21 protein-coding genes are annotated in these 19,825 nt (G+C 56.0%); 11 read left to right on the top strand and 10 right to left on the bottom strand.

The genetic code is table 11. The features are described 5' to 3' along the window. Positions 1 to 66 precede the first annotated feature (66 nt). Together apt and HMPREF3140_RS22560 are read right to left on the bottom strand one after the other, a co-directional pair. Complete coding sequence (gene apt / locus HMPREF3140_RS22565; protein ID WP_004177230.1) at positions 67 to 618, bottom strand: adenine phosphoribosyltransferase; 552 nt, start codon at positions 616 to 618, stop codon at positions 67 to 69. Positions 619 to 768: 150 nt separating this feature from the next. Continuing rightward, positions 769 to 1,146 carry a DUF454 family protein gene (locus HMPREF3140_RS22560; protein ID WP_002892144.1) on the bottom strand — a complete coding sequence of 126 codons (378 nt, stop codon included), beginning with the start codon at positions 1,144 to 1,146 and terminating at the stop codon, positions 769 to 771. A gap of 69 nt (positions 1,147 to 1,215) precedes the next feature. Here HMPREF3140_RS22560 and priC point away from each other — a divergent pair, with 69 nt between their 5' ends. The 3 genes from priC (at position 1,216) to HMPREF3140_RS22545 (ending at position 2,908) form a co-directional block, all read left to right on the top strand. Next, positions 1,216 to 1,743 carry a primosomal replication protein N'' gene (priC, locus tag HMPREF3140_RS22555; RefSeq protein ID WP_002892142.1) on the top strand — a complete coding sequence of 176 codons (528 nt, stop codon included), beginning with the start codon at positions 1,216 to 1,218 and terminating at the stop codon, positions 1,741 to 1,743. Positions 1,744 to 1,755: 12 nt separating this feature from the next. Then, positions 1,756 to 1,929 carry a pleiotropic regulatory protein RsmS gene (rsmS, locus tag HMPREF3140_RS22550; RefSeq protein WP_002892136.1) on the top strand — a complete coding sequence of 58 codons (174 nt, stop codon included), beginning with the start codon at positions 1,756 to 1,758 and terminating at the stop codon, positions 1,927 to 1,929. A gap of 67 nt (positions 1,930 to 1,996) precedes the next feature. Next, entirely contained in the window at positions 1,997 to 2,908 is a 912-nt protein-coding gene (locus HMPREF3140_RS22545) for an Rpn family recombination-promoting nuclease/putative transposase (protein ID WP_032410936.1), read from the top strand. A gap of 35 nt (positions 2,909 to 2,943) precedes the next feature. Here the strand turns inward: HMPREF3140_RS22545 and mscK are convergent, their stop codons facing one another. Further along, entirely contained in the window at positions 2,944 to 6,291 is a 3,348-nt protein-coding gene (gene mscK / locus HMPREF3140_RS22540) for a mechanosensitive channel MscK (RefSeq protein WP_004177234.1), read from the bottom strand. 129 nt (positions 6,292 to 6,420) lie between these two features. Beyond that, entirely contained in the window at positions 6,421 to 7,071 is a 651-nt protein-coding gene (gene acrR, locus HMPREF3140_RS22535; protein ID WP_002892080.1) for a multidrug efflux transporter transcriptional repressor AcrR, read from the bottom strand. Positions 7,072 to 7,213: 142 nt separating this feature from the next. On the opposite strand from acrR, the gene acrA reads away from it, so the two are divergent. The 5 genes from acrA to maa all read left to right on the top strand — a co-directional run bounded on the left by acrA (position 7,214) and on the right by maa (position 13,406). After that, entirely contained in the window at positions 7,214 to 8,407 is a 1,194-nt protein-coding gene (gene acrA / locus HMPREF3140_RS22530) for a multidrug efflux RND transporter periplasmic adaptor subunit AcrA (protein WP_004177236.1), read from the top strand. A gap of 22 nt (positions 8,408 to 8,429) precedes the next feature. Next, the gene (acrB, locus tag HMPREF3140_RS22525) at positions 8,430 to 11,576 is read left to right on the top strand and encodes a multidrug efflux RND transporter permease subunit AcrB (RefSeq protein WP_002892069.1); all 3,147 of its coding nucleotides are present in this window, start codon (positions 8,430 to 8,432) and stop codon (positions 11,574 to 11,576) included. A gap of 485 nt (positions 11,577 to 12,061) precedes the next feature. Then, positions 12,062 to 12,436, top strand: a complete 375-nt coding sequence (gene tomB / locus HMPREF3140_RS22520) for an Hha toxicity modulator TomB (RefSeq protein WP_002892066.1) — start codon at positions 12,062 to 12,064, stop codon at positions 12,434 to 12,436. Between the two features lie 26 nt (positions 12,437 to 12,462). After that, entirely contained in the window at positions 12,463 to 12,681 is a 219-nt protein-coding gene (locus HMPREF3140_RS22515; RefSeq protein WP_002892050.1) for an HHA domain-containing protein, read from the top strand. 158 nt (positions 12,682 to 12,839) lie between these two features. Further along, positions 12,840 to 13,406, top strand: coding sequence for a maltose O-acetyltransferase (gene maa, locus HMPREF3140_RS22510; RefSeq protein ID WP_002892030.1), 567 nt, complete (start codon positions 12,840 to 12,842; stop codon positions 13,404 to 13,406). Here maa and HMPREF3140_RS28960 read toward each other — a convergent pair. After that, positions 13,378 to 13,518 carry a hypothetical protein gene (locus HMPREF3140_RS28960; RefSeq protein WP_032410934.1) on the bottom strand — a complete coding sequence of 47 codons (141 nt, stop codon included), beginning with the start codon at positions 13,516 to 13,518 and terminating at the stop codon, positions 13,378 to 13,380. The two genes, maa and HMPREF3140_RS28960, sit on opposite strands and share 29 nt — an antisense overlap. A 20-nt stretch (positions 13,519 to 13,538) precedes the next feature. Here HMPREF3140_RS28960 and HMPREF3140_RS22500 point away from each other — a divergent pair, with 20 nt between their 5' ends. Next, positions 13,539 to 14,009, top strand: a complete 471-nt coding sequence (locus tag HMPREF3140_RS22500) for a YlaC family protein (RefSeq protein ID WP_002892026.1) — start codon at positions 13,539 to 13,541, stop codon at positions 14,007 to 14,009. On the opposite strand, the gene HMPREF3140_RS22495 is transcribed toward HMPREF3140_RS22500, so the two are convergent. Then, positions 13,984 to 15,435, bottom strand: coding sequence for a MocR-like pyridoxine biosynthesis transcription factor PdxR (locus HMPREF3140_RS22495; protein WP_032410933.1), 1,452 nt, complete (start codon positions 15,433 to 15,435; stop codon positions 13,984 to 13,986). The genes HMPREF3140_RS22500 and HMPREF3140_RS22495 overlap by 26 nt on opposite strands. A 99-nt stretch (positions 15,436 to 15,534) precedes the next feature. Here HMPREF3140_RS22495 and HMPREF3140_RS22490 point away from each other — a divergent pair, with 99 nt between their 5' ends. Further along, positions 15,535 to 16,233 (top strand): GNAT family N-acetyltransferase, encoded by a 699-nt coding sequence (locus tag HMPREF3140_RS22490; protein ID WP_025861660.1) that lies wholly within the window; start codon positions 15,535 to 15,537, stop codon positions 16,231 to 16,233. On the opposite strand, the gene ykgO is transcribed toward HMPREF3140_RS22490, so the two are convergent. The 3 genes from ykgO to HMPREF3140_RS22475 all read right to left on the bottom strand — a co-directional run bounded on the left by ykgO (position 16,230) and on the right by HMPREF3140_RS22475 (position 17,819). Continuing rightward, positions 16,230 to 16,370, bottom strand: coding sequence for a type B 50S ribosomal protein L36 (ykgO, locus tag HMPREF3140_RS22485; RefSeq protein WP_002892018.1), 141 nt, complete (start codon positions 16,368 to 16,370; stop codon positions 16,230 to 16,232). The two genes, HMPREF3140_RS22490 and ykgO, sit on opposite strands and share 4 nt — an antisense overlap. Continuing rightward, positions 16,370 to 16,633 carry a type B 50S ribosomal protein L31 gene (locus HMPREF3140_RS22480; protein ID WP_002892011.1) on the bottom strand — a complete coding sequence of 88 codons (264 nt, stop codon included), beginning with the start codon at positions 16,631 to 16,633 and terminating at the stop codon, positions 16,370 to 16,372. Before HMPREF3140_RS22480 ends, ykgO begins: the two co-directional genes overlap by 1 nt. A gap of 115 nt (positions 16,634 to 16,748) precedes the next feature. Then, positions 16,749 to 17,819 carry a LacI family DNA-binding transcriptional regulator gene (locus HMPREF3140_RS22475; RefSeq protein WP_002892007.1) on the bottom strand — a complete coding sequence of 357 codons (1,071 nt, stop codon included), beginning with the start codon at positions 17,817 to 17,819 and terminating at the stop codon, positions 16,749 to 16,751. Positions 17,820 to 18,089: 270 nt separating this feature from the next. Between HMPREF3140_RS22475 and HMPREF3140_RS22470 the strand changes: the two genes are divergently transcribed. Beyond that, the gene (locus HMPREF3140_RS22470) at positions 18,090 to 19,361 is read left to right on the top strand and encodes a maltoporin (protein ID WP_004177240.1); all 1,272 of its coding nucleotides are present in this window, start codon (positions 18,090 to 18,092) and stop codon (positions 19,359 to 19,361) included. Between the two features lie 136 nt (positions 19,362 to 19,497). On the opposite strand, the gene HMPREF3140_RS22465 is transcribed toward HMPREF3140_RS22470, so the two are convergent. After that, positions 19,498 to 19,812 (bottom strand): glucose PTS transporter subunit EIIB, encoded by a 315-nt coding sequence (locus tag HMPREF3140_RS22465; protein WP_002892003.1) that lies wholly within the window; start codon positions 19,810 to 19,812, stop codon positions 19,498 to 19,500. Positions 19,813 to 19,825 lie beyond the last annotated feature (13 nt).

Genomic DNA, 19,825 nt, shown 5'->3' with positions numbered 1-19,825 from the left:
GAAATCACGAAGGGGTCATGCTATCACAGCCCCGCCCGATCGGCGAGGCTATGTGGAGGGATTTGCTTAGTGGCCCGGGAACGGCACCAGACAGTAGCAGTGGATCCCCAGCTTCTCCAGGCGCTGTTCGCCGCCCAGATCGAAGAGATTGATAATGAAAGCGGCATCGTGCACTTCGCCGCCGAGGCGGCGGATCAGTTTGACCGTGGCGTCGATAGTGCCGCCGGTCGCCAGCAGATCGTCAACCACCAGCACTTTATCGCCCGGTTTAATGGCGTCAACGTGGATCTCCAGCTGATCGGTGCCATACTCCAGCTCATAGGTCTCGGCAATGGTTTCACGCGGCAACTTACGCGGCTTGCGTACCGGAACAAAGCCCACGCCCAGCGCCAGCGCGACCGGTGCGCCGAACAGGAAGCCACGCGCCTCAGTCCCTACCACTTTGGTAATACCCGCGTCTTTGTAGCGCTCGGTCAGCAGTTCAATGCTAAGCGCGTAGGCCTTCGGGTCTTCCAGTAAGCTGGTGACATCGCGGAAAAGAATGCCAGGTTTTGGATAATCCTCGATACTCTGGATGCTGTTCTTCAGATATTCAAGCTGCTGTGCAGTTGCGGTCATAAGTGTATGCCTGATTGAAACGGTATTACCCACGGGCGTGCAAAAGGGGCCAAAGAAACATTTGTTTAACCTTTGACCAGGCTTGCCCGCGCTCGAAAACGCCAGAATTTACTGGCTGTCGGCAACAATTGCAACAGGCATTATTGCGCATCAGTGCTTTTGTTGCTTTGCGTCAACCACCGGAATGCGCCACATAAAGATCAGCAGACAGGCCAGAATGACCAACAGCATGATGCGCACCCACGTAAGCTTAACCAGCCATAGCGAAATAGCAAAAGTCACCACGATCATCGCAATGGCGCGCGGTTTAGCGCCGCGAGGCATGGCGCGGTACTGTTGCCAGTGGCGAAGATAGCCGCCAAACCAGGAGCGATACAGCAGCCACTGGTGAAAGCGCGGCGATGAGCGGGCAAAGCACCAGGCGGCGAGCAGAATAAACGGCGTCGTCGGCAGCAACGGTAAGAAGACGCCCAGCGTACCCAGCGCTACCGCCAGCCAGCCGATAATGGTTAAAATAACAGGTGGCATAATGCGAATCGTTATCAAACAGATGAGGCTACTGTAGCACAGTTGGCTGACGGAAAATGGAGGGGGTTGGTGAAAACTGCTCAACTTTTACAAACGCTGAACGACCAGCTGAGTGAGCTGGCCGCGCTGGTGGCGCCGCTGGCGGAGCACGCGACCCTCAGCCCGCGCTTTGACCGCCAGCTCTTCCACACCCGCAGCACGCTGATGCAGGCCTATCTGGCGGAAGCCCAACACAACTTTAACCAGCTCCGCCAGGCCGTCGAGCGCCAGCAGCTGCCGCAAGTGGTCTGGATTGCCGAGCGTCTGGCGGCACAAATCGCCGCGCTGCGCCGTGAAACCGCCACCTGGTCCTTGCGCAGTTGGGACCACGCGTCGCCAACGTTGAGCCGCTGGCAGCGCCGTCGCCTGCAGCATCAGGAGTATGAGCGCCGCCTGCTGGCGATGCGCGACCAACGCCAGCGTCAGCTGGCGCAGGCGACCAGCCTTGACGAGCAGCAGCGGCTGGGGAAAGAAGTTGAAGCCTACAGCGGCCGGTTGGCGCGCTGCCGACAGGCGCTGGACAAGATTGAAAACGTACTGGCGCGGCTGACGCGCTAACAGGAGAGCCCGATGTCGCTGGAAAATGCATCCGATGAGGTCAAACTGGCCGTCGATTTAATCATGTTGCTGGAATCGCATCAGATCCCGGCGCAAACCGTGCTGAGCGCGCTGGAAATTGTCCGGCGGGATTATGCAAACAAGTTAAAAAACGCGGAAAGCGGGTCGCAAAACCCAGAGAAGTAGGATGTTGTCTCCGGCAGTGTGCTGGCAGTCTGGTCCTCTGCGCATGACGCCACTGGAGACAATATTGATGGAAAAAGTCAGTCAAACCCCACACGACGCGGTGTTTCGCCAGATGCTCATGCATCAGGCGGTCGCGAAGGATTTTTTGCAGTTGTACCTCCCCGCGCCGTTTCTGGCGATCTGCGAACTGGATTCGCTGCAGCTGGTCTCCGGTAGCTTTGTTGAAGAGGACCTGCGCGCCAGCTATTCCGATATCCTTTACTCACTGCGCACGCGTCATGGACCGGGCTATGTGTACGCGCTGATTGAGCACCAGAGTACCCCGGACAAGCTGATGGCGTTTCGCCTGCTGCGCTATGCGCTGGCCGCCATGCAGCGTCATCTGGACGCCGGCCACGACAAGCTGCCGCTGGTGGTGCCGATTCTGTTTTATCACGGCAAAGTGAGCCCCTGGCCCTGGGCCCGCAACTGGCAACAGCTATTCGCCGATCCGGCGCTGGCGAAGGCGCTCTATAGCAATGATTTTCCGCTGGTGGACCTCACCGTAATGCCAGATAATCAGATCGCCCGTCATCGGCGGATGGCCATGCTGGAGCTGCTGCAAAAGCATATCCGCCATCGCGATCTGGCCGAGCTGCAGGTGCCGCTGATTGCGCTGATGACGCAAGGCTATCTGACAGAAGCGCAGATGAATACGCTGCTGCGCTATATGTTGCAGGCGGGAACCACGGAACATCCGGGGGCGCTGATCCGCACGCTGGCGGCGCAGTCGCCCAGGCATAAGGAGCTGATGATGACCATTGCCGAATGGCTGGAAGAGAAAGGCCGTAAACAGGGACAGCAAGAGGGTGAGCAGGAAGGTCGAGAAGCCGCCACTCGCAGCATCGCCGCCAGAATGCTGGCGCGCGGCCTCGAACGTCAAACCGTGCAGGAGCTCACCGGGCTGAGCGATGAAGAACTCGCCGCGCTGGCGCCCTGATACAGCAGGGGCGGCTTTGCGCCGCCCCTCTTCGATCAGGACGCGGTGGTGGGCGCCAGATCGTCGCCTTTCCCGTCCCGTTTCACTTCGGTGACTTCATCGCCTTTTTCATTGCGCAGATGAACTTCCAGCTGGTTAAAGGCAATGTTGATGTCATTCTCCCGGCACAGGCGGTCGATGGCGCGGTTGAGCTCATCCACCGTGTAGCTGCGATCGCGCAGTTCTCGAACATACAGACGCAGTTCATGATCCAGGGTACTGGCCCCGAAGGTGGTGAAGAAAACCGCTGGCGCCGGCTCCTGCATCACTTTCGGATGATCGTGCGCGGCCTTCAGCAGCACCTCTTTCACCTTATCCAGGTCTGAGCCATAGGCGACGCCGAGGCGGATCACCACCCGGGTCACGGTGTCGGAGAGCGACCAGTTGATCAAGCGCTCGGTAACGAACGCCTTGTTCGGGATAATCACCTCTTTGCGATCGAAGTCGGTGATGGTGGTGGCGCGAATACGGATTTTGCTTACCGTCCCCGAGAAGGTTCCGATAGTGACCGTATCCCCAATGCGCACCGGACGTTCGAACAGAATGATAAGGCCGGAGACAAAGTTACCGAAGATCTCCTGCAGACCAAAACCTAAACCAACCGACAGCGCGGCCGCCAGCCATTGCAGTTTATCCCAGGAGACGCCCAGCGCCCCGAATACCGTCATCGCCCCGATAGCGATAATCGCATAGTTGAGAATGGTGGTGATGGCGTAGGAGGTCCCCTGACGCATGTTGAGCCGCGACAGCACCAGCACCTCCAGCAAACCCGGCAGGTTGCGGATCAGCGCCCAGGCGACCATTGACGCCACAATGGCGAACAACAAACTGCCCATCGTCACGCTGCGTACCACGCTGGCCCCCGCCTCGGTACCGTTGTAGTGCCAGAGGGTAATGCTGTCGAGGTAGGCGAAAACGGTGATCAAATCAGACCAAATCGCCCAGAACATCACCGCGAACAGCGCGACCATCACCAACATGGTGATGCGCAGCGTCTGCTGGTTGACCTGCTCGAGAGCGATAGTTGGCTCTTCCTGCGGCTCGGCGCCTTCCGCCCCTTCCTTCACCAGATGTTGACGGCGCGCCAGCGCGCGGCGCCAGGCGATACGCCGCGCCGCCACGCTCAGGCCGCGCAGCACGGTCTGGTACAGCAGGTTCCAGATCATCACCAGATACACGGTCTCGATCCAGCGTCCCGCCAGACGCAGCGTCGTGTAGAAGTAGCCGGTTGCCGTCAGCACCATCAGGGCCACCGGAACGATAGACAACACCGTGATCGTCAGCAGGCGCAGGCTGTGCGACTCTTTATCGCGCCAGCTTTCCCGGCACATCGGCCAAACCAGCACCGCGATCAGCAGTAAGTTGAAGAAAATCACCAACTGCCCCAGCACGTCGTCCATCAGGTTCAGCGGCGACAGTTCGGAAATCACCGACCAGAAATTCAGCGGCAGCAGCGCCAGGCTGACGCGAACAATCTGCCGCCGCCAGTGGCTGGTCAACTGCGCCGGCATATTAAAGTGGTTGACCGCGACGCCGTTCTTTTCCAGCACTTTCCAGCACAGGCCAAACACCAGCCAGAACATAGCCAGCTTTTTACTGTATGCCCACAGCAGTCCGCTAATATTTAACTGCATGGTGAGTAAGATCAGACCGATAGCCAGAATCAACAGCACCACCGGTAAGGCGCGGATCAGATCGATCAGGATCGCCTTCGGCGTATGCAGTTGGGTATCGTTGCGCAGCTGTCCCACCTGGGAAGCAAGCTTTGCCTGATAATCCTTGAGCCACTGCAGACGCCAGCGGATGAGGCCGGCAATCAACAGCAGCGGTAAACCGGCCAGGAAAGCGACAAACACCGCAGGCCACGCTTTTTCCCAGTTCACGGTGATTTTCATCGCCTTAAACTGACCTTTCAGCGCCTCCGGGAAGGCCTTAATCCACTCCCAGTCCATCGGTTTATTGCTGTTCACCCAGAAAATTTGCTGGGTCAGAATTTCCTTCAGACTGCTCGAGACGCTCATCAGCTGCTGCTGGTTGATCTGCAGGTTGATGGCCATCATCAGCTGGTTGCCCAACTGTTTGTTGAACTGATCAAGCAGTTCGCGACGCATGTCGATCACTTCCAGTAGCGCGGCGTGGACTTCATCGTTCACTTCGCTGCTGTGCCCCTCCTCCAGTTTGGCGACAAAGGCATCGCTCTGGAACAGCGCGTCGCGCTGCTGGTTCACCTCAAACTGTTCAAGCCGCAGGTCGGCGATGCGGTTGGTCATATCCTGCAGCTCATCCGCCGACGGTAATGTCTGTTGCTGTTGGTAAAGAATACGCGACAGCAGCAGGCTCCCCCGCAGAACTGAAATTTGCTCTTTAATATCCCGTTCAGACTGCAGCGCGCGGTCGAGCCAGTTTTTGACCTGGATATTGCGCTGCACCAGCTGGTTACCGTTCTCTGTTGCCTGGATCAGCTTCTCGCTGAGCTGATGGTTAATATCCAGCTCCTGCTTGACCAGCGGGTTGGCCTGAATACGCGCCGTTTCGTCGGGGGTAACCGCCTCCTGGGCGGTTTTCTCGGTCAGGGTCAGCCGTTTGCTGTTCACGGCCTCCTGCAGCAGCTGTAGCTGATGCTCCAGCCGGTTGCTCCAGGCGGTGACGTAGTCACGCTGCTTCTGCAGGGTATCCTGCAGGATAGTGTTGCCTTCGAGGCTTTTGCGCTGTTGCTCGATCTGCGCGTTGAGCAATGCCTGTTGAGCCTGCAACAGCACCTGCTGGGTCGGGCGTAGGGTCTCGTCGCCCACCGAGGTGCCATTCAGACGATTGCGGATCTGCTGCAGCTGCTGGGAGGCGTTGAACATCGCATTTTGCACGCGTTCCGGCTGCGTTTGCAGGGAAACCAGTTGGCTGTTATAGGTCGCCAGATCGTTTTGCGCATTCTGCAGATCGTCCAGCGTCTGGGTGACGCGCGACTCCAGCTGACGCAGGGAGAGCGTACTTAGCGTTTTGCGCGTCGCGTCGTCGTTCGGGACATCGCTCAGGTTATTGAGGCTCTCCACCGCCTGGCGCAGCTTCGCCGGCGCCTGCTCGACCTGCTGTCGCAGCTGTGCCGTCTCGCTTTTGATACGCTCGATTTTATCCAGCGTTTCCAGCGTCTGAGTCAGATCCTGCTGGACCAGTTTGTCCTGCGGAGTCAGTTCTTTTTGCTTGTTTAACGTATTGAGCTGGCTCTGCACCTCTGCCCGATCGGGGAGATCCGCGGCGCGGCCCTGGACTGGGCTGAAAAGGCCAATAAAACAGAGCAGCGTGATAATAAAGATGAACGTGGCGCGTTGCCTGGAGATCGTGTGCAGCATAGTTAATATGAATGAATGCAAATGCCGGAGAATACCGGGGGTCGTCGCAAGCGCGCAGAATAGCACTTCTCAGCGCTGGCGAATAGCGGCGGACGGGGCTAAAAATTCACGCCCATCCGCGCGCTACCTTTAAGCTGACAAGCTCTCCGGGCCGCGTAGCGTCGGGCAGAATTGATACATCTCCAGCAGAATAGCGACGTAGTCCCGCGCTTCCGCATGCAGGTCGAACGAATCGGGGGCAAACAGCCAGTTTTCCATCAGCCCGGAAAGGTAGCTGCGCATTAACACGGCCGCCCGCCGGGTGAGTAAATTGGCGGGCAGCAGCTTCGCCGCGATGCACTCTTTCAAGGTCTGCTCGATACGCTCATAACTCGCCAGGGAGAGCTGCCGCTGGGCCTGCTGCACCACGGTCATTTCACCGACGAACTCACACTTATGATAGATAATCTCCATCATTAATCGTCGACGTTCTTCTGTCACTGTCGCTTCAAGAACATAGACTAGAATCTCCCTGATAACTGAGAGTGGATCGTTGGGGAATTTTGCCCGATACTCAATTTCGAGATCGCTAATACTGGCGTCTGACAGCTCCCAAATTTCGTTGAATAAATCTGATTTATTCTTGAAATGCCAGTAGATAGCCCCCCTCGTTACACCCGCAGCTTTTGCAATTGTTGCCAACGAGGTAGATGATACGCCTTGCTGCGAAAACAGACGCAGAGCAACATCCAGAATCAGTTGCCGGGTTTCACGTGCCTGTTGTTTGGTTTTTCGTGCCATAGGTTAATGACTTTACAGAGGTTACGTTTACATACATTTGTGAATGTATGTACCATAGCATGACCATAATAGAAAGACTGTAGTGGGTTTGTGGTTGTTTGAGCCACTGAACATTTTGAAATTGGACACTCGAGGTTTACATATGAACAAAAACAGAGGGTTAACGCCTCTGGCGGTCGTTCTGATGCTCTCAGGCAGCTTAGCGCTAACAGGATGTGACGATAAACCGGCTCAACAGGGAGCCCAGCACATGCCGGAAGTCGGTATTGTGACGCTCAAATCCGCACCTCTACAAATAACCACCGAACTGCCAGGCCGCACCAGCGCCTATCGCATTGCGGAAGTCCGTCCTCAGGTCAGTGGCATTATTTTAAAACGTAACTTCGTGGAAGGTAGCGATATCCAGGCCGGCGTCTCCCTGTATCAGATCGATCCAGCCACCTATCAGGCCAGCTATGACAGCGCCAAAGGCGACCTGGCAAAAGCCCAGGCGGCGGCAAACATGGATCAACTGACGGTCAAGCGTTATCAGAAACTGTTGGGCACCAAATATATTAGTCAACAAGACTACGATACCGCCGTTGCGACGGCGCAGCAGAGCAATGCGGCCGTGGTCGCGGCGAAAGCTGCCGTTGAAACCGCGCGCATCAATCTGGCCTACACCAAAGTCACCTCGCCGATCAGCGGCCGGATCGGTAAATCCGCCGTGACCGAAGGGGCGCTGGTACAGAATGGTCAAACGACCGCCCTGGCAACCGTACAGCAGCTGGATCCGATCTATGTTGACGTCACCCAGTCGAGCAATGATTTCCTGCGCCTGAAGCAGGAGCTAGCCGACGGCCGCCTGAAACAGGAAAACGGCAAAGCGAAAGTGGAGCTGGTGACTAATGACGGTCTTAAGTATCCGCAGTCCGGCACGCTGGAATTCTCGGATGTCACCGTCGATCAGACCACCGGCTCAATCACACTACGCGCTATTTTCCCGAACCCGGATCACACCCTGCTACCGGGGATGTTCGTCCGTGCCCGTCTGGAAGAAGGGATTAACCCTGACGCCCTGCTGGTACCGCAACAGGGTGTTACCCGTACGCCGCGCGGCGACGCCAGCGTCATGGTAGTGGGGGAAGGCGATAAAGTCGAAGTCCGCCAGGTCACTGCTTCTCAGGCGATCGGCGATAAATGGCTGGTCACTGACGGTCTGAAATCCGGCGATCGCGTTATCGTCACCGGCCTGCAAAAAATCAAACCAGGTGTGCAGGTAAAAGCGCAGGAAGTAGCTTCTGATGATAAACAGCAAGCCGCAGGCAACGCGCCATCAGAACAAACCAAGTCTTAACTTAAACAGGAGCCGTTAAGACATGCCTAATTTCTTTATCGATCGCCCCATATTTGCATGGGTGATCGCCATTATCATCATGCTGGCTGGGGGATTATCGATCCTCAAATTGCCGGTGGCGCAATATCCGACGATTGCGCCGCCAGCAATTTCCATTACCGCCATGTACCCCGGTGCTGACGCCGAAACGGTGCAGAACACCGTAACTCAGGTTATCGAACAGAATATGAACGGTATCGATCACCTGATGTACATGTCCTCAAATGGCGACTCCACCGGTACGGCAACCATTACGCTGACCTTCGAATCCGGTACCGATCCGGATATCGCCCAGGTTCAGGTTCAGAACAAGCTGGCGCTGGCGACGCCTCTGCTGCCGCAAGAAGTACAGCAGCAAGGGATTAGCGTTGAGAAAGCGTCCAGCAGCTTCCTGATGGTTGTCGGCGTCATTAACACCAACGGCACCATGAACCAGGACGATATTTCGGACTACGTGGCGGCCAACATGAAGGATCCGATTAGCCGTACCAGCGGCGTCGGCGACGTTCAGCTATTCGGTTCCCAGTATGCGATGCGTATCTGGATGGATCCAAACAAACTGAACAACTTCCAGCTTACGCCGGTGGATGTGATCAGCGCCCTGAAAGCGCAGAACGCCCAGGTGGCCGCGGGCCAGTTAGGCGGTACGCCGCCGGTGAAAGGCCAGCAGCTTAACGCCTCGATCATCGCGCAGACGCGTCTGACCAATACGGAAGAGTTTGGCAACATCCTGCTGAAGGTGAACCAGGACGGTTCCCAGGTTCGTCTGCGTGATGTCGCCAAAATTGAGCTGGGCGGCGAAAGCTATGACGTAGTGGCGAAGTTTAACGGCCAGCCGGCATCCGGTCTGGGTATAAAACTGGCTACCGGCGCGAACGCGCTGGATACCGCCAACGCTATTCGCGCTGAACTGGCGAAGATGGAGCCGTTTTTCCCGTCGGGGATGAAGATCGTTTACCCGTATGACACCACCCCGTTCGTGAAAATTTCTATTCACGAAGTGGTTAAAACGCTGGTGGAAGCGATCATCCTGGTGTTCCTGGTCATGTATCTGTTCCTGCAGAACTTCCGCGCCACCCTGATCCCCACCATCGCGGTACCGGTGGTCCTGTTAGGCACCTTCGCGGTGCTGGCGGCGTTTGGCTTCTCGATAAACACCCTGACGATGTTCGGGATGGTGCTCGCCATCGGCCTGTTGGTGGATGACGCCATCGTGGTGGTAGAGAACGTCGAGCGCGTGATGGCGGAAGAGGGTCTGCCGCCGAAAGAAGCGACGCGTAAATCGATGGGACAGATTCAGGGCGCGCTGGTTGGTATCGCGATGGTGCTGTCGGCGGTATTTATCCCGATGGCGTTCTTCGGCGGCTCAACCGGGGCCATCTATCGCCAGTTCTCCATCACTATCGTTTCCGCGATGGCGCTGTCGGTACTGGTGGCGTTAATCCTGACGCCGGCGCTGTGCGCCACGATGCTGAAACCCATTCAGAAAGGCAGCCATGGCGCGACCACCGGCTTCTTCGGCTGGTTTAACCGCATGTTTGATAAGAGCACGCACCATTACACCGACAGCGTAGGCAACATTCTGCGCAGCACCGGTCGTTATCTGGTGCTGTATCTGATCATCGTGGTGGGTATGGCATGGCTGTTCGTCCGTCTGCCGAGCTCGTTCCTGCCGGACGAGGACCAGGGTGTATTCCTGAGTATGGCGCAGCTGCCTGCCGGCGCCACCCAGGAGCGTACGCAGAAAGTGCTGGATGAGATGACGAATTACTATCTCACCAAAGAGAAGGACAACGTGGAATCCGTGTTTGCGGTTAACGGCTTCGGTTTCGCCGGCCGCGGCCAGAACACCGGTATCGCGTTCGTTTCGCTGAAAGACTGGAGCCAGCGTCCGGGTGAGGAAAACAAAGTTGAAGCGATCACCGCGAGAGCAATGGGCTACTTCTCGCAGATTAAAGATGCGATGGTCTTCGCCTTTAACCTGCCGGCTATCGTTGAACTGGGTACCGCGACCGGCTTTGACTTCGAGCTGATTGACCAGGGCGGTCTGGGCCACGAAAAACTGACCCAGGCGCGTAACCAACTGTTTGGCATGGTGGCGCAGCATCCTGACGTGCTGACCGGCGTGCGCCCTAACGGTCTGGAAGATACACCGCAGTTTAAAATCGATATCGATCAGGAGAAAGCTCAGGCGCTGGGCGTCTCCATCAGCGACATTAACACCACGCTGGGCGCAGCCTGGGGCGGAAGCTATGTCAACGACTTTATCGACCGCGGCCGCGTGAAGAAAGTGTACATCATGTCCGAAGCGAAATACCGTATGCTGCCGGAAGATATCGGCAAGTGGTATGTTCGCGGCAGCGATGGTCAGATGGTGCCGTTCTCTGCTTTCTCGACCTCGCGTTGGGAATACGGTTCGCCGCGTCTGGAACGCTACAACGGTCTGCCGTCACTGGAAATCCTCGGTCAGGCCGCGCCAGGCAAGAGTACCGGTGAGGCGATGGCGCTGATGGAAGAGCTGGCGGGTAAACTGCCTTCCGGTATCGGCTACGACTGGACCGGGATGTCTTATCAGGAGCGACTGTCCGGCAACCAGGCCCCTGCCCTGTATGCCATCTCGCTGATTGTCGTCTTCCTGTGTCTGGCGGCGCTGTATGAGAGCTGGTCGATTCCGTTCTCGGTTATGCTGGTCGTCCCCTTGGGTGTGGTCGGTGCGCTGTTAGCCGCCACCTTCCGCGGGCTAACCAACGACGTTTACTTCCAGGTGGGTCTGCTGACCACCATCGGCCTGTCGGCGAAGAACGCAATATTGATCGTTGAATTCGCCAAAGACCTGATGGAGAAAGAGGGCAAAGGGCTGATTGAGGCGACGCTTGAAGCAGTACGTATGCGTCTACGTCCAATCCTGATGACATCTCTGGCGTTCATCCTCGGGGTAATGCCGCTAGTTATCAGCTCCGGCGCCGGCTCCGGTGCGCAGAACGCCGTCGGTACAGGCGTAATGGGCGGGATGGTGACCGCGACGATCCTGGCGATCTTCTTCGTGCCGGTGTTCTTTGTGGTGGTTCGTCGCCGCTTTAGCAAAAAATCGGAAGATATAGAGCACAGCCATCAGGTTGAGCATCATTAATCTTCACTCCTGAACAAAGGGCCGCTACCGCGGCCCTTTTTTATCACTGGCTGGCAAGGCACATATTGCCATTGTTTATTTTTCGTTCTGCATTTAATATATATTGATATGGCGCAGGCTATTTTTAGCAGCTTGTTCAACAACTCGGGATCGGCAAACACTCATTTACCAGGAATAATCCTACTATCATTATCCACGGGTCGGCGGTTTCTGAACGCGACAGCTGCCTGCCTTAAACCAATGATTCATAAGATTTCTCTATTTCTCCGGCTGTGGGCCAGCGCCTGCGAAATTAATTCGTCTATTTTTAAGATAATTTCTCGCTGATAATTGTAATTTTTCGTAATAGCACGATGAAATCTGTTGGAGAGTGGATTATAGTTAAATCAGCAGGATTACTCAGTTAGTGTCAGGTCAGTTAGTCGTGTTCATCCCACAACGGTGTTTGCTAGTCGTCGTTTAAACCACTCAAAAGGGGATGCGTTATGGACGAATACTCGCCAAAAAGACATGATATTGCACAGCTACGCTTTCTCTGCGAAACGCTGTATCATGACTGCCTTGCAAACCTGGAAGAGAGCAACCATGGCTGGGTCAACGACCCGACGTCGGCTGTCAATCTCCAGTTAAATGAATTGATCGAGCACATTGCCACATTCGCTCTTAATTATAAAATTAAGTATGCAGAGGATAATAAGCTGATCGCTCAGGTTGACGAATATCTGGACGACACTTTTACGTTGTTCAGTAACTACGGCATTAACTCTACGGATTTGCAAAAGTGGAAAAAATCCGGTAACCGACTATTTCGTTGCTTTGTCAACGCCAGCCGGGAAAACCCGGCCAGTCTATCGTGTTAGAATTATTACAATCAAAAGGTGGAATTATGTCTGATAAGCCATTAACTAAAACAGACTATTTGATGCGCTTACGTCGTTGCCAGACAATTGACACGCTGGAGCGCGTCATTGAAAAAAATAAATATGAACTGTCTGATAATGAACTGGCGGTATTTTACTCAGCTGCCGACCATCGTCTGGCGGAACTGACCATGAATAAGCTATACGATAAAATCCCGACCTCTGTCTGGAAATTTATCCGCTAATTTACGCGTACTACGTGGTCTGCTGGCCGGACGGTACGGGTCAGCCGCCATAGGGTATCTTTGTGATAGACATCACATCATTCAGCCAACAGCAACCCTGTAACCGGTTTCTTTTTTATACTGCTACGGCCATCAACAGTCAGGTATAAGGAAGACCCATGAGTGAAGAAAAACGCAAAATGATCGCCGGTGAGCTCTATTTATCTGGCGACCCAACGCTTCGCGCCGATCGCCTGCGCGCCAGACAGTTGTTGCACCGTTATAATCATTCCGCCCCGGATGACCAGGAACAACGTCAGCATATTCTGGCCGAGCTGTTCGCTCGCGCCGGCGATGCGTATATCGAGCCAAGCTTTCGCTGCGACTATGGTTATAATATTTTTCTCGGCGCCGGTTTTTACGCCAATTTTGACTGCGTGATGCTCGACGTCTGCCCTATCCATATTGGCGATAACTGTATGCTGGCGCCAGGCGTCCATATTTATACCGCCACTCATCCGCTGGACGCCGATGCGCGTAATAGCGGCCAGGAATACGGCAAGCCGGTAACTATTGGCCACAATGTGTGGATTGGGGGTCGGGCAGTGATCAATCCCGGCGTGACCATTGGCGATAATGCGGTCATTGCGTCCGGCGCGGTGGTCACCAAAGACGTCCCTGCCTGTACCGTCGTCGGCGGTAACCCGGCGCAGATCATTAAGCGCCTTCCGCCGACAAATCCGTAACTGTTATGCTTTTCTGTAACTGATCTGTTACTTTCTCCGCAGAATATTGCAACATAAAATAGCCTTCAGGCTGAGCCTGCCGCGCCTGGTCCGCCGGGAGCGGCAGGCTCATTGCAGAATTCGAGGACCAAGATGACAGAAATACAACGCCTGCTGATTCACACCATTGACGAACTCAACGTCCAGGAAAAACGCGATAATCGCCCGCGTTTTAGCATCAGTTTTATCCGCAATCATCCGGGACTGTTTGTTGCCATGTATGCCGCGTTTCTGGCGACGCTGGTGGTCATGCTGCGCTCTGAAACGCTGGTAGACTCGGTCTGGTTGCTGGTGGTGCTGTTCATTCTGTTCAACGCCTTTTTCTTCTTTGACGTCTATCCACGCTATCGCTACGAGGATATCGATGTCCTCGACTTTCGCGTGTGCTACAACGGGGAATGGTACAACACCCGCTTTGTCCCCCGGCAGCTGATCGACCGTATCCTGCAGTCGCCAGACGTCGATAGCGAGCAGAAGGCGCAGCTCAAAAAGATGGTCGCCACCAAAGGCGAGCTCTCCTTCTACGATGTCTTTACCCTCACGCGCGCCGGTGCTGCGCAATAAGGCGATTTAGGGTCCGCAGCGCCGGGAGATAGCGAGAAGCAGAGGTATTGCCATACCCAAGCACCAGTCCGCTCCGCGCTCGCTGCGGGTCGAGATAGAAATGACTTAACGCGGCGGGCGCCAGCTGAAACTGGCGCGCCTGCTGCGCAAGCGTCCGGTCATTAACGCCCTCCATCGCCACCGTCAGGTGCATCCCCCCTCCCCCGCCGAGAACGTCGCACGGCACGGTTATCTCTTGCGCCAGCGCCTCGCGCAGCTGTTGCTGACGTTTACGGTACAGGCGGCGCATCGCTGCCAGATGGCGCGCATAGTGTCCCTTCTCGATAAAGCTGGCCAGCGCCCGCTGTTCAGCACGGTGTCCCCCGCGCAGCAGCGCGCCAATGGCGTCCTGAGCAGCATCCGCCAGCGCGGGCGGCATAACCATAAAACCGATACGCAACGCCGGAAACAGCGTTTTGCTGAAGGTGCCGAGATAGACCACCGGGGCATCAGGCACCATTCCCAGCATCGCCGGGATCGGTTCTCCGCTATGGCGAAACTCGCTGTCGTAGTCATCCTCCACAATCCACGCCCCGTGCCGGCGGGCATATTCCACGAGCGCCAGACGGCGCCCGGCGCTCATGATGCTCCCACAGGGATACTGGTGTGAAGGAGAGGTGAAAATGAGCCGGGGCGGCTCCGCGACGCCGTTGGCAATACACATCCCTTCATCGTCGACAGCCATTCCTCTGACCCGCAGTCCCGCCCGCTGAAAGCCACTCCTCGCCCCCAGGTACCCCGGTTCTTCCAGCCACACGCTGTCGCCCGGGTTGGTCAGTAGCGAGGCGCATAAGTTGACGCCTTCCAGCGCGCCTTCGGTGATGACGATCTGCCGGATATCGCACCGGATGCCCCGGGAGAGCGCCAGATGACGAGCGATAGCCTCTCGCAGCAAAGGATCGCCCGCGGCTTCGCCATAACCCAGCAGCGCGCTACCATCTTCGCGTAGCACGTTATCCATCAGTCGCCGCCACAGCGGCAGCGGGAAATAGTTTACCGCCGGCATGCCTGGCGTAAATGCCAGCGTCGGTGAGTCGCGGCGCATCACGGCTGGCAGCCTTTGCAGCCGCTCAGGCAGCACGACGGGCGGCATCTGACCCGCCTCCTGGCGGCAGGAGGCGAGTGGTGCCACCTGCGTTCCCTGACGGCTCCGTGTCAGGTACCCCTCCAGCGCCAGCTGTTCCAGTGCGGCATTGACCGTATTCCGCGACAGGTGTAGCCGTTCGGCCATCACCCGCGATCCGGGTAAACGGCAGCGGGCCGTCAGGGTTCCCTGCAGGATAGCGTCACGTAAGGTGTGGTAAAGGGCGCGCTGTAAGGTTTCGACCGTGCGGTTCCGCATCCCCTGCGTCAACAGCGTAAAAAACCCCTCGTCCGGTATATTCATATTGCCTCCCGTGGCCCCATAAAAACATACTCTAATGGCACTTTTTATGGAACCAGCGAGCGCGTACGCTGCCTGTAAATCCCCAACAAGGAAACCGTAATGTGCGAATATAATCAGTTTGGCCAGGCGCTCGGCGTCGCGCTGCCTGACTGGCAGCCGCGCCCCTGGCCGACACGACAGGTATTACAGGGCAGCCGTTGTCGGCTCGAACCGCTGACTCTTGCTCATGCCAGCGATCTGTTCGCCGCTCATCAACTGGCGCCAGACGCCCGCAGCTGGACGTGGCTGCTGCGTGAACCTGAGAGCAACCTTGCAGAATTCAGTGCCTGGGTGGAGCAGGTCGCCACGCTGGCAGACCCGATTCATTTTGCCGTCGTTGACCAGCAGCGAGGGAAAGCGGTCGGCTCGCTGGCGTTAATGCGTATCGATATCGCTCACGGTGTGGTAGAGGTGGGGCATGTGCATTTTTCACCGTTACTGAGCCGAACGGCCATGGCCACCGAAGCGCACTGGCTGTTGATGCAGTATGTCTTTGATACGCTCGGCTACCGTCGCTATGAATGGAAATGCAACAGTCTTAATATCCCATCAGCCCGGGCGGCAAGGCGGCTGGGGTTTCAGTACGAAGGACGTTTTCGCCAGGCGCTGGTGAGTAAAGGACACAACCGGGACACGGACTGGTTTTCGGTGATAGACGGCGAATGGCCGGAGCTGGATTACACCATGCGCCAATGGCTGGCCGCCGACAATTTTACCGCCGACGGCCAACAGCGCCGCTCGCTGGAGAGTTTCCGTTAACGGCGTTTTTTGCGCCCCTGTACCGCTTTGAAGCGGGGGTTGCTCTTACAGATAACGTACAGCCGCCCTTTGCGTTTAACCAGCTGGCAATCCGGGTGGCGCTGTTTAGCGCTACGTAATGAGTTGACGACCTGCATCATGCTTTCCTTTTCGCATCAATAAAGCCGCCGAAGCGCTGGCGGAATCGGGCTGCACTGCCTTCATTGGCGAAAGTTTTTTGTTTGCCCGTGTAGTACGGATGCGATTTCGAGGAGACGTCGATCGTCACATACGGAAAAGTTTCGCCATCGAGTTCAATCACGCGATCGGTGCGGATAGTTGAGCCGACTTTAAAATACTCATTCGCGCTGGTGTCGTGAAACACCACCGTACGATAGGGAGGATGGATATGGGCTTTCATGATGACCTCTTTATGACGTTATAACATAACAATAAGGTTACGCCGTGCTGTGACAAAGATCAACCCTGCTCAATTTGGGGGTAAGGTGATAAGGCGAGTTTCCCCGCCTTTGGCGTCAGGGTGCCAGACGGTGGGCGATGGCGCGGAGCTGTTCCGCAATGGCCTGCAGATCTTTTCCCTGCTCGATTCGGGCGCCGCTGGAATGGCGTATCACCAGGCGCGCCGGCAGAATGGATGAGGTATGAGGCGCCCCGCTGGTGCTGGCGAGGATCCGCCGCACCGCCTCTTTCCCCTGCAGGTCGAGGTCGAGCGACACGGTACTCAGCGCCGGATAGAAAAAGGAACTTTCGTAGGTATCGTCATAGCCAATAACCGACTTCTCACCCGGCACCGCCACCTGATGCTGATGGAAGGCGCTGAGCACCCCTAGCGCCATCTGATCATTACCCACCAGCACAGCGCTGAAATTAGGCGTTTCGCGCAGCATCTGCAGCGCGCCGGCGTAGCCGCTCTGCGCATCCCAGTTGCCGTGCAGGACGGTCACCGGCTTCAGACCGTAACCATCCAGGGTCTCCAGCCAGCTTTTTAACCGGAGTTTGGCCGAGACTGAGCTGTCCGGCCCCGCCAGCAGCGCGATCTCCCGATGCCCCATCTCATAGAGATATTTGACGCTGGCCCGGGTGCCGTCCGCCGGGTTAAACGAAACGTTAAACACGGAACTGTAGGGATCAACGTCGAGAAACAGGCAGACGATATCATCGTTGTCAGCAGCGATTTTCTGCGCCTGTTCGGTCTCCAGCGGCACGTTGATAATGACTTTATCCACCCGCTGAGATTTCAGCTCATTGATGGAATCCTGGATACTTTGGTTGACGCTCTCATCGATCATCGAAATCAGAACCTGGTAACCTTCCAGGTTGGCATAGCGTTTTACCGCCGCCGCCACCTGGGAAGGCGCATGCCAGGCCAGAGAAATAGTCACCAGCCCGACCGTCTGGCTCTCCTTCCCCACCAGCTGCTGCGCCAGCCGGTTTGGCACATAGCGTAAGGCCTCTATCGATTTCTCCACCTTGCGACGCGTCGCTTCGGATACATTAGCTGATTTGTTGAGTACCCTGGACACGGTCTGGTAAGAGACGCCCGCATGGCGTGCGACGTCTTCCAGAGTAGCGCTTTTAGACTTCATGGTCCGGTTCCTTATGTTGTTATCCCATGATTGTAACAGGGGCCATTTGAAAAAACGCTCACCGCCACCTCTCACTGCAAAACAATAGCGATAAAAGTATTACGTTCACAATACAGCGAATTGTGAATCATCTCACCCATCGCAACAAAAAACACCGTGATTATTTGCAGTTAGTCACACAATAATCATATCTCATTTGCCTGAAGTTACATTTAGGCATTTTATGACACCAGTTATGTGAACGTAATACAAAACAATAAGAGGATAGAGATGAACACTACACTGCGCGCCCTTTCAGTCGCGTTAGCCGCTGCGCTAATCGCTCCTTCCGCGTTTGCGGCCACCGCCGCGATCCCAACGATCGATTTCCATGGCTATATGCGCGCCGGGGTTGGGGTCTCCGGCGACGGTAGCGAAGCGGAATGGCAAAAAAATAAGCTGGGCCGTTTGGGGAACGAGTCGGATACCTACGGCGAGCTGGAGCTGGGCTCTGAGGTCTATAAGAAAGATGACGTCAGCTTCTATCTCGACAGTATGGTCAGCATGGTCTCCGACGGCTCTAACGATAATGAAACCACGCTGAACGATGATGCACAGTTCGGCTTACGTCAGTTGAACCTGCAGATAAAGGGGCTGATCCCTGGCGATCCGAATGCGGTGATCTGGGGCGGTAAACGTTACTACCAGCGCCATGATCTGCATATCATCGATACCAAATACTGGAACATTTCCGGCTCCGGAGCCGGGGTGGAAAACTACACCCTCGGCCCGGGCGCCGTCTCGCTGGCCTGGATCCGCGGCGATGCCAACGATGTTGACTATCGCGTCGATGGCGACAGCAACGTCAATATCAACTATATCGATTTACGCTACGCGGGCTGGAAGCCATGGGCGGGCTCGTGGACCGAATTCGGTATCGACTACGCGATGCCAAACACCACCAAAAAACAGGATAGCTACGGCGGACTGTACGATGCTGACAACGGCGTCATGCTGACCGGTGAAATCAGTCAGGATATGCTGGGCGGCTATAACAAAACCGTGCTGCAGTACGCCAACAAAGGCCTGGCGCAGAACATGGTCTCCCAGGGCGGCGGCTGGTACGATATGTGGAACTACGTGAACGACGCCACCGGTTATCGCGTGATTAACACCGGCCTGATCCCGATTACTGAGAAGTTTTCTATCAACCACGTTCTGACCTGGGGCTCGGCGGATGACATTACCGACTATACCGACAAAACGCGGATGCTGTCGCTGGTCGCCCGCGGGCAGTACCAGTTCACCGACTACGTGCGCCTGATTGGCGAAGTCGGCGGTTTCTATCAGAAAGACAGCTACAACAATGGCACCAGCTACAAACAGGCCGGTGAGAAATACACCATTGCGTTGGGCCTGGCGGACGGGCCAGACTTTATGTCACGTCCGGAATTACGCATTTTTGCTTCATATTTGAATGATTCCGAAGATGGTAAACCGTTTGAAGACCAGACGGCGAATAATACCTGGAATTTCGGCGTGCAGGTTGAGGCCTGGTGGTAATTGCGCACGGCTAAGACTCATACGTTATTTTTATCTCCTGCTGTAAGACTGTTAATTATCTTCCGGTAAACTTTATTGCCACTGCTGTCTTTGTCTTATTTTCGGGATAACCTGCTTTCAGGTTATCCCGTTTTATTTATTTCCGGGCGGCAAAATGTTCATCCAGAAGCTGACGCAGCGCATCGGACTGTTTACCGAAAATAGCATGCACCTGCTGACCAAGAATAATAACCCCCAGCGCGCCCTGCTGCTGTAATGCTTCGGAGTCCACGGCCGCAAGATGGCGAACGCTAACCCGCAGACGGGTAATACAGGCGTCCACTTGCGTAATATTCGCTTCGCCACCAAAGGCCTGAATCAGCGCCTCGATTTGCTGTTTTTCCGCCTCGCTTAATGGCTGTGCCGGACGCGCTGGGGAGAAATAGTGCAGGAAGGATTTTAAACTCACCATAATAAACTCCAGG

The sequence above is a fragment of the Klebsiella sp. HMSC16A12 genome, assembly GCF_001808265.1.
Lineage (GTDB): Bacteria > Pseudomonadota > Gammaproteobacteria > Enterobacterales > Enterobacteriaceae > Klebsiella > Klebsiella pneumoniae.
The sequence above is the reverse complement of the archived record's forward strand: the minus strand, read 5'-3'. Positions and strand labels throughout refer to the sequence as shown.